Here is a 14632-nt window from a genome sequence, read left to right as displayed (position 1 = left end):
TCACCCTTGCGGGGGAGGTCCGACGCGTGGACCGCCCCCGGGGCCACCGTCAGGGAAGGCTTGCGGACATGCGACAGCAGTACGACACGTCAACGCCCCCGCCGGCCTTCTCGGTCGCCGACGCCTTCACCCTGAGCACGGCCCTGGACGCACTCGGGGGTGTCCGCGGCCTCGACACCCTCGACCTGGCCTGCGGCCACGGCAGCATCACCCGGTTGCTGGCGAGCGGCGGGGCCCGCAGGACGGTGGGCGTCGACAGCTGCCCCGAGCGCATTCGCCGGGCGCGGGAGAGCGGCGCCGATCTCGCGCACGCCGTCGAGTACGTCGTCGCGGACGCGGCGGCCGGCATGCCGGCGCTCGGGCCGTTCGACCTGGCCACCGCCGTGTACCTGTTCAACCAGGCCCACGACCGGATCGCCCTGCACGCCATGTTCCGCGCCGTACGCGCCAACCTGCGCCCCGGCGGCCGGCTCCTCGCCATCGTGCCGAACCCGGGGGCTTTCCCCTACGCGGACTGGAAGCCGTACGGCATCAGCGTCGTCGAGCGCTCGCCCGGCGGCGACGCCCCGCTGCTGCGGGCCCGGCTGGAAACCGACCCGCCGGTCCCCTTCGAATGCCGGGAATGGGCCCACGCCGACTTCGCCGAGGCCGCCGCCGACGCCGGCTTCGCCACCGTGGCCTGGCAGCCGACCCGGACCCCGCCCGCGTGCGCGACCCGGGACGAGACGTACTGGGCCCGCTACCGCACGGCCCCCGTCGGCTCCCTGATGAACTGCGTCGCAGCCTGAACCCAGCCCGTGGGCACGGGCATCGGATCCGCCCCGTCGGCCGAGCCCGAGCAAGCGGGCGTCCGGCCGGCCGCGGCGGGGACCAGCCGACCCTGCGGCCGGTCCGAGCCGCCGCGAGGCCCCGTCCCGCGGCGCCTCAGACCTCGGCCGCCGCCGCGCGGACCAGTTCCACGATCCGGTCGCGGGCCGCCCTGCCCTCGGGGACCGGCATCAGCGGGTAGCCGTGCGGCAGCCCCGGCTCCTCGATGAACTCCACTTCGGCGCCGGCCGCCCGCGCCCGGGTCAGCAGTTCGCGGCTGTCGGTCGTCAGGACGTCCCGGGTGCCCGTGAACACCGTCATCGGGGCCAGCCCCGCGAACGAGCCGTGCAGGGGGCTCACCCGGGGGTCGTCGGCCGCCAGGTTGCCCGCGTACAGCCGCCCGGCCTCCCGCAGTCCGGGGCGGGCCAGCATCGGGTCGCCCGCCTCGATGGCGGCCTGGTCGGGGTGGCTCATGGACAGGTCCAGCCAGGGCGAGATCAACACGATCCGGGACGGCTGCGCTCCGCTGCGGTCGCGCAGCCGCTGCGCGGCGGCCAGCGCCAGCCCGCCGCCCGCCGAATCCCCGAGGAGCACGGTGCCGCCGGCGCCCCCGCTCGCGATGAGGCCGCTGAGGAGGTCGGCGGCGACCGGGACGGTCCGGTCGGCGGTGCCGCGCGGGGCCAGGATGTACGCCGGTACGACGACCCGGGCGTGCGCCCGCGTGACCAGGGTCCGGATCATCGACCAGTGCGGCCGGACCAGTTCGTTGATGTACCCGCCGCCGTGCACGTACAGCACCCGGGCGACCGGCTCCACTCCGAGCGGCGATACCTCGTAGACCGGCCAGGCCCCCACGTAGGTCCGCGAGACCTCCGCGACCCGGCCCAGCGAACGCGGGGGAACGTGCGACGCCGGGCGCCGCGCCGATTCGGCCACCCGGGTGTGGACCGCCTCGGCGCTTGCGAACCGTCTTCGCCGTCCCGCCGCGATCAGCGCGACCGAAAGTGCCTTGCTGCGCAGACTCGGCACGCCCCCCCACCTCCCCATTTCCGGCTCGGAGCGCTCCCCGGCCCCTGCCCGACACCCGAGGAGCATAGGCGTGAAGCTGGGCTGTCGACCCGCTTAAGAAAGTCTCGATGGACTGATCACCCCGCGGGTCGGCAGATTGGTGCTGTCCGAACGCTGCCCGGCCCGCACGCCCCGTAGCGCTTCCTTCCGCATGCCTGGAGCCACGCCCATGAAGGCACTCGTCAAGCACAAGGCCGAGCCCGGGCTGTGGCTCATGGACGTTCCCGAGCCCGAGTACGGCTCCGGCGACGTGCTGATCAGGGTGCTGCGCACCGGCATCTGCGGGACCGACCTGCACATCCGCTCCTGGGACGGCTGGGCACAGGGCGCCGTCAAGACCCCCCTCGTGCTCGGCCACGAGTTCGTCGGCGAGGTGGCCGCGTTCGGCTCCGAGGTGTCGGACATCGAGATCGGCGCGCTGGTCAGCGGCGAGGGCCACCTGGTGTGCGGGAAGTGCCGCAACTGCCTGGCCGGGCGCCGCCACCTGTGCCGCAGCACGATCGGTCTCGGGGTGGGCCGCGACGGGGCCTTCGCCGAGTACGTGGTGCTGCCCGCGCAGAACGTGTGGGTGCACCGCACGAAGGTGGACCTCGATGTCGCGGCGATCTTCGACCCGTTCGGCAACGCCGTGCACACCGCGCTCTCCTTTCCGCTGGTCGGCGAGGACGTACTGATCACCGGCGCGGGCCCGATCGGGATCATGGCGGCGGCCGTGGCCCGGCACGCGGGAGCGCGCAACGTGGTCATCACCGACGTCAGCCCCGAGCGCCTGGAGATCGCCCGCAAGGCCGGCGCCACGCTCGCGCTCGACGTCTCGAAGGCGACGATCGCCGACGCGCAGGCCCAACTCGGCCTGCGCGAGGGCTTCGACATCGGCCTGGAGATGTCCGGCCGCGGCGAGGCCATGCGGGACATGATCGACAACATGACGCACGGTGGCCGGATCGCCATGCTCGGCCTGCCGGCGCAGGACTTCGCCGTCGACTGGGCCAAGGTCGTCACCTCGATGATCACGATCAAGGGCATCTACGGCCGCGAGATGTTCGAGACCTGGTACGCGATGACCGTGCTGCTGGAGGGCGGGCTCGACCTCAGCCCCGTCATCACCGGCCGGTACGCCTACGGGGACTTCGAGGCCGCGTTCGACGAGGCGGCCACCGCCCGCAGCGGCAAGATCATCCTGGACTGGACCCAGGCGTAGCAGTCCGGGCGCAGCCGCTCGGGCGCAACAGCTCGGGCACGGGCGCCCTGGCGTTCAGCCCCACAGACCATTTCCCTCCGGCCGGGCCCCGCACCACCCCCCTCCGCGGGGCCCGGCCCCCTCCCTCCGCCGCACCAGGAGAAAGAGAGCACCGCACATGTTCGAGACCGTCCGCGCGGACATCCGTACGACCCTCGACGAGATCCGCGCCGCGGGTCTGCACAAGCCCGAGCGCGTCATCGGCACCCCGCAGAACGCCGCCGTCGCGGTGACCTCGGGCGGCGCCGGCAGCGCGGTTGGCGAGGTGCTCAACTTCTGCGCCAACAACTACCTCGGCCTCGCCGACCACCCCGAGGTCGTCACCGCCGCGAAGGAGGCCCTGGACCGCTGGGGCTACGGCATGGCCTCCGTGCGTTTCATCTGCGGTACGCAGGAGGTGCACAAGGAGCTGGAGGCGCGGCTCTCCGCCTTCCTCGGCCAGGAGGACACGATCCTCTACTCCTCCTGCTTCGACGCCAACGGCGGAGTCTTCGAGACCATCCTCGGCCCCGAGGACGCGGTGATCTCCGACGCCCTCAACCACGCCTCGATCATCGACGGCATCCGCCTCTCCAAGGCCCGCCGCCTGCGGTACGCCAACCGCGACCTCGCCGAGCTGGAGACCCGGCTCAAGGAGTCGCAGGACGCCCGGCGCCGCCTCATCGTCACCGACGGCGTGTTCTCCATGGACGGCTACGTCGCCCCGCTCGCCGAGATCTGCGACCTCGCGGACCGCTACGACGCCATGGTCATGGTCGACGACTCGCACGCCGTCGGCTTCGTCGGCCCCGGCGGCCGCGGCACCCCGGAACTGCACGGGGTCATGGACCGCGTGGACATCATCACCGGCACCCTCGGCAAGGCGCTGGGCGGGGCCTCCGGCGGCTACGTCGCGGCGCGCACCGAGATCGTCGAGCTGCTGCGCCAGCGCTCGCGCCCGTACCTCTTCTCCAACTCCCTCGCCCCGGTCATCGCGGCGGCCTCCCTCAAGGTGCTCGACCTGCTGGAGTCGGCCGACGACCTGCGCGAGCGGCTGGCCGCCAACACCGCGCTCTTCCGTACGAAGATGACCGAGGCCGGCTTCGAGATCCTGCCCGGCGACCACGCCATCGCCCCCGTGATGATCGGCGACGCGGCGGAGGCGGCCAAGATGGCGGATCTGCTGCTGGAGCGCGGGGTCTACGTGATCGGCTTCTCCTACCCGGTGGTGCCGATGGGCGCGGCGCGGATCCGCGTCCAGCTCTCGGCCGCCCATTCGACGGCCGACGTGGAACGCGCGATCGCGGCCTTCGTCGACGCCCGCTCGGCGCTGGCGGCCCAGGCGGGCTCCGCGGCCTGACCCACCCGGCCACCGGGCCCGGCGCGGGTCCTGGGATCCCGGACACCGGCGCCCGCCTCCGGGACCGCGCCGGCCGGTGCGGGCCTGCGGAGGCCACCGGCCGGGCCCCGCGGCCGGCCCCGCGGCCGCTGGCGGGCACCCCCGCCCGGCCTGCGAGAATGGCGGGGTGATCGACCCCCGCCGGCTGCGCATTCTGCGGGCCGTGGCGGACCACCGTACGGTGACCGCCGCGGCCGCAGCGCTGTACCTCACCCCCTCCGCCGTGTCCCAGCAGCTCGCGGCGCTGGAGCAGGAGACGGGGCACACCCTGCTGACCCGCAGCGGCCGCGGCGTACGGCTGACCGCGGCCGGGGAGATCCTGCTCGGGCACGCCCACGAGGTGCTCGCACAGCTGGAGCGGGCGGAAGCGGAACTCGCCGCCTACGCGGGCGGCTCGGCGGGCGAGGTCACCGTGGCCGCCTTCGCCACCGGCATCGCCGAGGTGCTCGCCCCGGCCATCACCCGGCTCGCCGCGGACCACCCCGGGATCCGGCTGCGCGTACGGGACGCGGAGGGCGACCAGAGCCTGCTGCTCCTGCTCGACGGGGAGGCGGACCTGGCGCTGGCCGTCGAGTACCGCGGCGCCCCGGGCGCCGCCGACGGCCGGCTGTCCGTGCTCCCGCTCTACGCCGAACCCTTCGACGCGGTCCTCCCGTCCGGGCACCCGCTCGGCGACCTGCCCGAGGTGTCCCTGGCCGATCTCTCCGATGCGGACTGGGTGGGCCAGTACCCTGGCAACCCCTGCCACGACGTGATGCTCCTCGCCTGCGAACTAGCGGGCTTCCAGCCCCGGTTGGTGCACTCCTCCGACGACTTCCGGGCCGTGGTGGCCCTGGTCGGCGCCGGCGCCGGAGTAGCCCTGGTACCGCGTTCGGCGCTGCGCGGCATGGACCTCAAGGAGGTCCGGGTCCGCCCGGTGTCCGGTCCGGCGCCCACCCGCCGCGTCTTCGCCGCCACCCGGCGCGGCGCCGGGGCTCACCCGCTGATCGCTCCGGTCCTGGCGGCCCTGACCCGCGAGGCGGACCGTCTCCCGGAGCACTGACCGGTCCGGCGCCGCGCCCGGGACCTACCCGATCGTGAAGACGGCGCCGGGCGCGGCGTAGCCGACCGGTCCCGGGTAGCGGGCGGCGGCGCGCGCGACGGCCTCGGCCGGGGCCAGCTCCCGGCCCACGTGCGTGACGACGAGCTGTCCGGCGCGGGCGGCGCGCGCGGTGTCGCCGGCCTCCTCGGGGGTGTGGTGCACGGGCTCGGCACCGGCCGGGTGGGCCGGGCTGTCGGCTTCGCACAGCAGGAGCGAGCAGTCCTCGGCGAGGCGGGTCAAGGCCGGACACGGCGCCGTATCACCGGAGTACACCAGCGACGCGCCCCCGGCCGAGGCACGCAGGGCGAAGGCCGGCATGCCGTGGGAAACCGCCCGGCTGGTCAGGTGGAGCCCGCCGACCCGCGCGTGGTGGCCGTCGTGGAGCTCGTGGACCGCGAAGGCGGCCTCGACGGGGCTGGGGCCCGGGCCGTTGGTGAGGAAAGCGGCCAGCCGGTCCGCGATGCCGGGCGGCCCGTAGAGGGGGAGAGGCGAGGGTCGTCGTACGTCCGCGTACAGCAGGCCGTAGTACGCGGTGAGCAGGTCGGCCGTGTGGTCGGCGTGCAGGTGTGAGATCCATATCGCATCCAACTCGCCGAGCCCGACGTGTTGTTGCAGTGGCCCCAGGGTCCCGGTGCCGGCGTCCGCCCAGATCCGCGCACCGCCGCCTTCGAGCAGGTAGCCGGAGCAGGGGTTGTCGGCGGCGGGGTAGGGCGTGGCGCTGCCCAGCACGGTGAGTCGCAGAAGATCGTCGGCCATCCGGCGGACTTTACCGGCGACCCCCGCAACCACACCGCCGGTGCTGTGGCCGCAGGGCCCGCCGGACACGTCCTCGCGCCCTAGTGCTGTGACCGGAAAGGTTCACCGTGTCGCGGCGCCCGGCACGGCACTTCTCCCCCAGCTACCGCTGGGAGGTGCCCCCTGCGTTGTCGGACCACGCCGGTACGTCCAGTACGGGTCGTGGTCCTCCGCCTTGCGATGCACCGCGCCGGACACCGCGACCCGGCAAACCTTCCCGGCCACAGCACTAGACGCGGATGACCTCCACGCCCGCGGCTTCGAACTCCGCGGCGACCGCCGGGTCCAGTCCGGTGTCCGTCACCAGGATGTCCACGGCGTCGGTGGCGACGATGCGGGCGAAGGCGCGGACGCCCAGCTTGCTGGAGTCGGCCGCGATCACCACGCGGCGGGCGCGTTGGCAGAGCAGCCGGTTCATGGCCGCCTCGTCCTCGTGGCGGGTGGCGGCCCCGTCGGCCGGGTCGAAGGCGTCCACGCCGACGACGGCGGTGTCCACGGAGAGCTGGCCGAGCACTTCCATCGCCAGGGGGCCGGTGAGCTCGTAGGACTGGGGCCGGGCCACACCGCCCGTCAGCACGATCTTGAACTGCGGTCTGATGACCAGCTCTCCCGCGATGTTCAGCGCGTTGGTGACCACGGTGAGGGCGGGGGATCCGGTGGCGAGGTCGGCGCGGCCGGCCAAGGCGCGCGCCACCTCGGTGGTCGTGGTGCCGCCGGTCAGGCCGATGACCTCGCCCGGCACGATGAGCGCCGCGACGGTCTCGCTGATGCGTCCCTTCTCGGCGGCCCGGCGCGAGGTGCGGTAGCGCAGGGGGAGTTCGTACGAGACCCCGTGCATGACCGCTCCGCCGCGGGTGCGGACCAGCAGCTGCTGTTCGGCGAGCTGGTCGAGGTCGCGCCGGATGGTGGCGGCGGACACGCCCAGGGCCTCGGCGGCGGGCTCCACTTCCAGTTCGCCCCGCTCCACCAGCAGGTCCAGCAGTGTCTGCCAGCGTTCCTTGCGGGTCATCGGCCGCCCTTCGGTCTTCGCTTCGCCGTTCGGTCCGCCGCCGGGTCGGTACCCCGTTCGATGCGCCCTCTTGGCCTACGTATCGACATTAACGCAGGAGATCACCCCTGAGATGCTTGAAGTTGCGCGAAAGAGCCCCGTATCTTGCAGGAACACGCATTCAGAGGTACACGCACCGCGCTAGGGAGCCGCCATGAGCCATGTCGCGTACGAGTTGGGCACGCAACCCGCATGCTGGGAACGGGCCGCCGAACTGGCCCCGGAACACCGGGCGGCGCTGCCACGGCCGGGGGAGCGTACCGCTATCGTCGGATGCGGGACCTCGTACTACATGGCCCAGGCCGCGGCCGTGTTGCGGGAGGAGGCCGGGCAGGGCGAGACCGACGCCTTCCCCGCGTCCGAGTTCCCCCGCCACCGGCGCTACGACCGGGTCGTCGCGCTGACCCGGTCCGGAACCACCACCGAGGTCCTCGACCTGCTGGCCGGACTCCGGGACGCGGGCGTGCCCACCACCGCCGTCATCGGGGACCCCGCCACCCCCGTCATCACCCTCGCCGACGCACTCGTCGTACTGGACTTCGCCGACGAGCGCTCCGTCGTCCAGACCCGGTTCGCCACCACGGCCCTCACCCTGCTGCGCGCCCACGTCGGCCTGCACAGCCCGTCCGTCGTCGCCGACGGGCGCGCCGCACTCGCCGAGCCGCTCCCCTCGGAGCTGGAGACCCGGGAACAGTTCACCTTCCTCGGGCGGGGCTGGAGCGTCGGACTCGCCAACGAGGCCGCGCTGAAGATGCGCGAAGCCGCCCTGGCCTGGGCCGAGTCCTACCCGGCCATGGAGTACCGGCACGGCCCCATCAGCGTCTCGGCGCCCGGCACCGCCACCTGGTCGCTCGGCGACGCACCCGAAGGGCTCGCCGAACAGGTCCGCGGGACCGGAGCCCAGTGGGTGGCGGGCCACCTCGACCCGCTCGCCGAGCTGGTCCGCGTACACCGTCTCGCCGTCGCCGTCGCCGCCCACCAGGGCCTCGACCCGGACGCGCCGCGCAATCTGACCCGGTCGGTCATCCTCACCACGGGCGAGGAGGCGGTCCGATGAGCCTCGTCCCCGCCGGCCGGCTCGTCCTGGAGGCCGCCGCCCAGGGCCGCGCCGTAGCCGCCTTCAACATCATCACGCTGGAGCACGCCGAAGCGGTCGTCGCCGGCGCCGAATCGGCCGGGCTGCCCGTCGTCCTCCAGCTCAGCGAGAACGCCGTCAAGTTCCGGGGCGGAGCGCTGCTGCCGATCAGCCGCGCGGCCGTGGCCATCGCCGAGGCCGCCGGGGTGCCCGTCGGGCTGCACCTGGACCACGTCAAGAGCTCCGAACTGCTGCGGCAGGCCGTGGACGCCGGATTCGGCTCGGTCATGTACGACGCCGCGCACCTGTCCTACGCGGACAACCTGGAGGCCACCCGCTCCGCCGCCGACTGGGCCCACGTCAACGGGCTCTGGATCGAAGCAGAGCTGGGCGAGGTCGGCGGGAAGAACGGGGCCGAGCCGCTGGATCCGCACGCTCCCGGCGCCCGTACCGACCCCGACGAGGCGCGGCGGTTCGTCGCAGACTCCGGAGTGGACGCGCTGGCCGTGGCCATCGGCAGCAGCCACGCCATGACCAGCCGCACCGCCGCCCTGGACCACGCGCTGCTCGGCCGCCTCGCCAAGTCGGTGGACGTACCGCTGGTGCTGCACGGTTCCTCCGGGCTGCCGGACGCGGAACTCGCCGCAGCCGTCGCCGGCGGCATCCGCAAGGTCAACATCGGTACCGCGCTCAACGTGGCGATGACGGAAGCCATCCGCACCCACCTGACCTCGGCGGATCCCCGCCCGTATTTGACCGCTGCACGGAAGGCCATGACGGCGACCGCCGCCGCTATGATCAGCGCCCTGAACTGAGAGAACGGTTACCGGGGGACTTGATGGGCACACAGCGGGGCCTTACCAGCAGACGGCGGCTTCTCCTGGGACTGGGGGCCCCGCTGCTCCTCGGCGCGGCCGGGCTCGGCTACGCGGTGTGGCCCGAGGAGGAGAGCGCGGAGAAGGTCCGCACCGACGTGGGACCGCTGAACAGGCGCTTCTGGACCGCGCTGGGCGACGTGTCCGACGCCCACTGGCTGGGCTACAACATCGACGAGTCCGACAGCGAGCGGACGGTACCGGGCCCGGACGTCCGCATGCGCCTGGTCGGGACCGCCCACCTCAAGCGGGGCTCCGCGAACCGCATCACGCGGGATCCCGCCCACCACTTCGAGGTCAAGCCGCTGTCCGCCGTGCCCGGCCCGCTGCAACCGTACATACCCGCCAGCGCGGGCTGGCGGCAGAGCGACACCTACGACAAGCGCGCGTTGGAGGAAGGCCTCAACGTGGTCCCCTCGGGCACCTTCTCCTTCGACGGCATACGCGACCTCGTCTACTTCGACTTCGTCTTCTACTACGCCTGAGCCGCGGCCCCGCGGCCCCGCGTCGCTGGTCCCGCGCCGGAGCCGGGGCGTACGCCCCGGAGGAGACGTCCCACCCAGGGGGAGGGCGGCGGCGCCGGCATTGAAGGCGGGGCCCTGGTCACGGGAGAAGCGGGCTTCGGCGGGCTCGACGCGGCCTTCGCCTCCCTGCGCCGGCCCGAGGACCACATCAAGGTTCTGATCCGGCCAGGCCGGGGCGGAATCGGGGTGGTGGCCCGCTGACCCTTCCGGATTCTTGGAACAGGTTCTAGTCTGCCCCCGCGGCGGCGGCGGACGGCCGCGCGACCTTGAGCCACAAGAGACCCGGAGGGGCCGTGCACCTCGAATACACGCCTGAGCAGCAGCAGTTGCGCACCGAGCTGCGCGCCTACTTCGCCGAGCTGGTCCCCGCGGACGTCTACGCCCGGTACGAGGACCCGGCCGCGCAGAAGCGCTTCTACCGGGAGACCATCCGCCGGCTCGGAGCCGACGGATGGCTCGGAGTCGGCTGGCCCAAGGAGTACGGCGGGCGCGGGATGTCGCCCATGGACCAGTTCATCTTCTTCGACGAGGCCGCGCAGGCCGTCGTACCGCTGCCCTTGATGGCGCTCAACACCGTCGGGCCGACCATCATGCAGTTCGGCACCGACGAGCAGAAGGCGTACTTCCTGCCCAAGATCCTCGCGGGCGAGATCGACTTCGCCATCGGCTACAGCGAGCCCGACGCGGGTACCGACCTCGCCGCCCTCAAGTGCAAGGCGGTCCGCGAGGGCGACGAGGAGACCGGCACCTACGTGGTCGACGGGCAGAAGATCTGGACCACCAACGGCGACACCGCCGACTGGGTCTGGCTCGCCGTCCGCACCGACCCGGACGCCTCCGCGCACAAGGGCATCACCATGCTCCTGGTGCCGACCTCCGACCCCGGATACTCCTGCACCCTCATCAACACGCTGGCCTCGCACGACACCACCGCCAGCTATTACGAGAACATCCGCGTTCCCGCGAGCCGCCGCGTCGGCCAGGAGAACAAGGGCTGGCGGCTGATCACCAACCAGCTCAACCACGAACGCGTCACCCTCGCCGCCCACGGGACCATGGCCATCCGCGCCCTGCACGACGTCCAGCGCTGGGCCGCCGAGACCAAGCTCGCCGACGGCCGCCGGGTCATCGACCTCTCCTGGGTCCGCGGCCGCCTCGCGCGCACGCACGCCCGTCTCGACGCGATGAAGCTGCTGAACTGGCAGATGGTCAACGCCGTACAGGACGGCAACCTCACCCCGCAGGACGCCTCCGCGGTGAAGGTCTACGGCTCCGAGGCGCGCAGGGACGCGTACGCCTGGCTGATGGAGGTGGTCGGCGCGGCCGGCTTCCTCAAGGACGGCTCCGCGGGCGCGGTCCTGCACGGGGAGCTGGAGCGCGGCTACCGCAGCGCGGTCATCTTCACCTTCGGCGGCGGCAACAACGAGATCCAGCGCGAGATCATCTCGTGGATCGGCCTCGGCATGCCGCGCGTACGCCGCTGACGGGTTGTGACGAGGATTTTTAGTTGGCACAAAAGAGGGATGGTTGGCACCAGGCGCGGTCCCTGGCACCCTGGGGCCGCCCAGCTGAGACTCCGTCGGCTATGGCGTTGGGCGGTCCGGCGGAAGGGCACCTGCGGAGGCCAAGGGGCCCTAACACCGGCGGAGCTGACGATCTGGAGCGGTGCATCCGCTCCAGGCTTCCCGTCGACGTGGGATCTGGTGCGACAGGGTGAACTCATCAAGGTCGGCGACGTGGAGCGGGTTATGGTCGCCGCACTACGTGTCACGGAGCCTTTTCCAACCTCGGGTTGAGGCGTGGTGGAGGACTACGACGGCCTTGACGATGTCGGTGATCCGGTTGGTGCTGCAGCGGAGCTTGCGTAGCAGGCGCCAGCCCTTCAGGGTCGCCATGGCCTGTCGCCGAGGCAGCGGATCTTGGCGTGGGTGCTGTTGTACCGCCGCTTCCACCGCTTGAGCCGACGGCCTCTGAACGGTACGCGGATGTGGCGGCCGGCGCCCTGGTACGCCTTGCCCGCCCAGCACTTCACACCGGCATCGGCGAGCGCGTCGATGATTCCGTGCTGTCGTGCGGCGGTCAGATCGTGGGTGGAACCGGGCGATGCGGGTGAAGCCCACAGCAGGCGGCCGAACGGATCCGTGAGGACTTGGACGTTCATGCCGTGGCGCTTGTGTTTCCCGGAGCAGTACGGGGTGTCGTCGGCGATCCGGTCGATCGGCGGCAGCGTGCCGTCCAGGATCACGAACGCCTTGGTCCGGATGGTCTTCATCGCCTCGGCCAGGGCCGGGGCGAGGGCGGCCAGGACGTCGACGGCCTCGCGTATGTAGCGGTAGACGGTCGCAATGCCGACACCGAACCCGGCAGCAAGCCGGGCGTAGTTGTCGCCGCACCGCAGGTGGGCCAGGGCGAGCAGGGCTTGACGGCCGGTGGGAAGGCGCCGCCACCGTGTCCCGATCTCCCTCTGCCGGGAGCGGAGCTGCCCCGCCAGGTACCGCAGGGTCTGGGTGGACAGATCGACTGCGGATGGGTAAACAAGCACACGAAGCTCCTGGCGGACACGGGTGATCTTGGTCGAGAACCCGTCTACCAGGAGCTTCGCTACGTCGTACAGTCCTGCAACATCGCAACCACGCTGCCCCACCAGCAGGTTGGAAAGGGCTCAGTGCGGTGCCATTCCGGGTTGAGGTCGGTTCGCCGGGCCTCGGCTCCATCGACTCCCGGTGCGGTTGGCCGTCCTGATGTTGCTTAAGTGATCCGGCGGATTCTTGCAGAAGATCTTGACAGTCGACCAGGCCCCTGTTTCTCTTCCTCCAACGCCGGTGCGCGAACTGCAAATTGTTAGCGCTAACAAACCTCCGGCGTCCCCCACTACCGCAGGGACACCAACCCCAGGGGCCACACCTGGTAGCCGCTCCGACGCGTCGTGACCGGTCCAGCCGGATCCGCAGGCGCCGAGGACAGGTTGCGCCTGCCTGAACCGTGTGACAGCTCATCCGGTCACAAAGGAGATCTCGATGCGCAGACAAAATTCCAGCCGCGGACGCCTGTCCGCGGTGCTCGCCGCCGTGGTCGCGGCCCTGGCCGCGTTGGCGGCGCTGCTCGTCGTCGGCCCGCCGGCTCAGGCGGCCGCCACCAGCGACGTGCGGGGTGTTGCTTCCGGCCGCTGTCTGGATGTGGCGGGCTTCAGCCAGACCGACGGCGCGAACGTGCACATCTGGGACTGCCACGGCGGCGCTAACCAGCAGTGGACGCTGACGGACAGCAGCCAGCTGACCGTGTATGGCAACAAGTGCCTGGATGCCCGGGGTGGCGCCACCACGTCGGGTACCCCGGTGCAGATCTGGACGTGCACCGGCGGTGAGAACCAGCAGTGGCGGGTGAACCCCGACGGCACGGTCATCGGCGTGCGGTCCGGGCTGTGCCTGGAGGTCTCGGGCTGGGGTACGGCCAACGGCACGGGGGCGCAGCTCTGGTCGTGCCACGGCGGCACCAACCAGAAGTGGACCGGCCTGTCCGGGGCGAGCAACGCGTGTGCCCTCCCGTCGACCTACCGGTGGACCTCAACGGCTCCGCTGGCGCAGCCGAAGCCGGGGTGGGCCTCGCTCAAGGACTTCACCACCGTGAAGTACAACGGCCAGCACCTCGTCTATGCCACGACGCACAACACCCTCGCCGGTGACCAGGGGCGCTGGGGGTTGACGACCTTCAGCCCCTTCACGAACTGGTCCGACATGGCCACCGCCACCCAGAACACGATTTCCTTCGACGGCATCGCGCCGACGCTGTTCTACTTCGCCCCGAAGAACCTCTGGGTGCTCGCCTACAACGGGGGTTGGCCATACAGCTTCTCCTACCGCACCTCGAGCGACCCCACCAACCCCAACGGCTGGGGCCCGCAGCAGGAACTCTTCACAGGCACCCTCCCGAAGGGGGGTCCCCTCGACGTGACCCTCATCGGCGACGACGCGAACATGTACATGTTCTTCGCCGACGATGAGGGCGGCATCTACCGCGCCAGCATGCCCATCGGTAACTTCCCGGGCACCTTCGGTTCGTTCACGAAGATCATGAGCGACACGCCGCTCAACCTGTTCGAGGCAGTTGAGGTCTACAAGGTCCAGGGTCAGAACCAGTACCTCATGCTCGTCGAGGCCCAGAATTACACAGGGTACGGTCGCTACTTCCGCTCATTCACGGCCACCAGCCTCGGCGGCACCTGGACACCGCAGGCCGACACCGTGACCAACCCCTTCGCCGGCAAGGCCAACAGCGGCGCCACCTGGACCAAGGACATCAGCCACGGCGATCTGGTCCGCACCAACCCCGACCAGACCAAGACCATCGACCCTTGCAACCTCCAGCTCCTCTACCAGGGGCGCGACCCCAGCACCGACGGCATGGACTACGGCCTCCTGCCGTACCGGCCGGGCGTGCTGACACTGCAGCGCTAGAGGTCCGGCTTCTGGCGGTCCCCGCCGACGCCACCCCTTCATCTCCCAACCGAATAGGGGACTCAAGCAGTGACATTCACACTTCAGCGGTCGTCGAAACGCGTCCTCGCCTTGGCGATAATCCTTCTGTGCATGACGGTATTTCTTCCGGCCGCGGCTAAGAGGTCGCGCAGATAGGCGCGGTGGGGAGCCTTGGGCGAAACAGGCACAGGCCCTGGGCGATCACGTAGTTGTCACGTTCTGTGATTTCTCGGGGTCTGCCGCGAACGGAGTGGCTGTACGCCTGG

General features: G+C 71.5%; 12 protein-coding genes and 1 pseudogene. 9 read left to right on the top strand and 4 right to left on the bottom strand.

From position 1 onward, the window contains the following. The first annotated feature begins 68 nt into the window (after positions 1-68). On the top strand, positions 69-788 hold the full coding sequence (locus tag OTB20_RS25645) for a class I SAM-dependent methyltransferase (RefSeq protein WP_267820884.1): 720 nt from the start codon (positions 69-71) through the stop codon (positions 786-788). Between the two features lie 136 nt (positions 789-924). On the opposite strand, the gene OTB20_RS25640 is transcribed toward OTB20_RS25645, so the two are convergent. Continuing rightward, positions 925-1836, bottom strand: a complete 912-nt coding sequence (locus OTB20_RS25640; protein ID WP_267820882.1) for an alpha/beta hydrolase fold domain-containing protein — start codon at positions 1834-1836, stop codon at positions 925-927. 208 nt (positions 1837-2044) lie between these two features. On the opposite strand from OTB20_RS25640, the gene tdh reads away from it, so the two are divergent. From tdh to OTB20_RS25625, 3 genes are all read left to right on the top strand, one after another. Further along, positions 2045-3076, top strand: a complete 1032-nt coding sequence (tdh, locus tag OTB20_RS25635; protein WP_267755534.1) for an L-threonine 3-dehydrogenase — start codon at positions 2045-2047, stop codon at positions 3074-3076. A gap of 157 nt (positions 3077-3233) precedes the next feature. Continuing rightward, the gene (locus tag OTB20_RS25630) at positions 3234-4454 is read left to right on the top strand and encodes a glycine C-acetyltransferase (protein ID WP_267820880.1); all 1221 of its coding nucleotides are present in this window, start codon (positions 3234-3236) and stop codon (positions 4452-4454) included. Between the two features lie 166 nt (positions 4455-4620). Further along, the gene (locus tag OTB20_RS25625) at positions 4621-5535 is read left to right on the top strand and encodes a LysR family transcriptional regulator (RefSeq protein ID WP_267820878.1); all 915 of its coding nucleotides are present in this window, start codon (positions 4621-4623) and stop codon (positions 5533-5535) included. Positions 5536-5559: 24 nt separating this feature from the next. Here the strand turns inward: OTB20_RS25625 and OTB20_RS25620 are convergent, their stop codons facing one another. After that, on the bottom strand, positions 5560-6330 hold the full coding sequence (locus OTB20_RS25620) for an MBL fold metallo-hydrolase (RefSeq protein ID WP_267820876.1): 771 nt from the start codon (positions 6328-6330) through the stop codon (positions 5560-5562). A gap of 268 nt (positions 6331-6598) precedes the next feature. Next, complete coding sequence (locus OTB20_RS25615) at positions 6599-7378, bottom strand: DeoR/GlpR family DNA-binding transcription regulator (protein WP_267820874.1); 780 nt, start codon at positions 7376-7378, stop codon at positions 6599-6601. Between the two features lie 193 nt (positions 7379-7571). On the opposite strand from OTB20_RS25615, the gene OTB20_RS25610 reads away from it, so the two are divergent. The 4 genes from OTB20_RS25610 (at position 7572) to OTB20_RS25595 (ending at position 11375) form a co-directional block, all read left to right on the top strand. Then, on the top strand, positions 7572-8474 hold the full coding sequence (locus tag OTB20_RS25610; RefSeq protein ID WP_267820873.1) for an SIS domain-containing protein: 903 nt from the start codon (positions 7572-7574) through the stop codon (positions 8472-8474). Further along, complete coding sequence (locus OTB20_RS25605) at positions 8471-9307, top strand: class II fructose-bisphosphate aldolase (RefSeq protein ID WP_267820871.1); 837 nt, start codon at positions 8471-8473, stop codon at positions 9305-9307. The genes OTB20_RS25610 and OTB20_RS25605 overlap by 4 nt, the downstream gene beginning before the upstream one ends. A 23-nt stretch (positions 9308-9330) precedes the next feature. After that, entirely contained in the window at positions 9331-9852 is a 522-nt protein-coding gene (locus OTB20_RS25600; protein WP_267820869.1) for a hypothetical protein, read from the top strand. A gap of 332 nt (positions 9853-10184) precedes the next feature. Continuing rightward, the gene (locus OTB20_RS25595) at positions 10185-11375 is read left to right on the top strand and encodes an acyl-CoA dehydrogenase family protein (RefSeq protein ID WP_267755555.1); all 1191 of its coding nucleotides are present in this window, start codon (positions 10185-10187) and stop codon (positions 11373-11375) included. A 276-nt stretch (positions 11376-11651) separates the two neighbouring features. Here OTB20_RS25595 and OTB20_RS25590 read toward each other — a convergent pair. Further along, positions 11652-12433 (bottom strand): annotated as a pseudogene (locus OTB20_RS25590) (transposase family protein). Between the two features lie 475 nt (positions 12434-12908). On the opposite strand from OTB20_RS25590, the gene OTB20_RS25585 reads away from it, so the two are divergent. After that, a complete protein-coding gene (locus OTB20_RS25585; protein WP_267820867.1) occupies positions 12909-14345 on the top strand; it encodes a non-reducing end alpha-L-arabinofuranosidase family hydrolase in 1437 nt (478 codons plus the stop codon). Positions 14346-14632: the final 287 nt, after the last annotated feature.

Source organism: Streptomyces sp. H27-H1 (assembly GCF_026627445.1).
In the GTDB taxonomy this organism is placed as follows: Bacteria; Actinomycetota; Actinomycetes; order Streptomycetales; family Streptomycetaceae; genus Streptomyces.
Note: the sequence above shows the minus strand (reverse complement) of the source record. Positions and strands in the feature narration are given on the sequence as shown.

What these genes read in the sequence shown, in the direction of transcription:
- OTB20_RS25645 (WP_267820884.1), top strand. Translation starts at nt 69, where the DNA reads ATGCGACAGCAGTACGACACGTCAACGCCCCCGCCGGCCTTCTCGGTC.
- tdh (WP_267755534.1), top strand. Translation starts at nt 2,045, where the DNA reads ATGAAGGCACTCGTCAAGCACAAGGCCGAGCCCGGGCTGTGGCTCATG.
- OTB20_RS25630 (WP_267820880.1), top strand. Translation starts at nt 3,234, where the DNA reads ATGTTCGAGACCGTCCGCGCGGACATCCGTACGACCCTCGACGAGATC.
- OTB20_RS25620 (WP_267820876.1), bottom strand. Translation starts at nt 6,330, where the DNA reads ATGGCCGACGATCTTCTGCGACTCACCGTGCTGGGCAGCGCCACGCCC.
- OTB20_RS25615 (WP_267820874.1), bottom strand. Translation starts at nt 7,378, where the DNA reads ATGACCCGCAAGGAACGCTGGCAGACACTGCTGGACCTGCTGGTGGAG.
- OTB20_RS25610 (WP_267820873.1), top strand. Translation starts at nt 7,572, where the DNA reads ATGAGCCATGTCGCGTACGAGTTGGGCACGCAACCCGCATGCTGGGAA.
- OTB20_RS25605 (WP_267820871.1), top strand. Translation starts at nt 8,471, where the DNA reads ATGAGCCTCGTCCCCGCCGGCCGGCTCGTCCTGGAGGCCGCCGCCCAG.
- OTB20_RS25600 (WP_267820869.1), top strand. Translation starts at nt 9,331, where the DNA reads ATGGGCACACAGCGGGGCCTTACCAGCAGACGGCGGCTTCTCCTGGGA.
- OTB20_RS25585 (WP_267820867.1), top strand. Translation starts at nt 12,909, where the DNA reads ATGCGCAGACAAAATTCCAGCCGCGGACGCCTGTCCGCGGTGCTCGCC.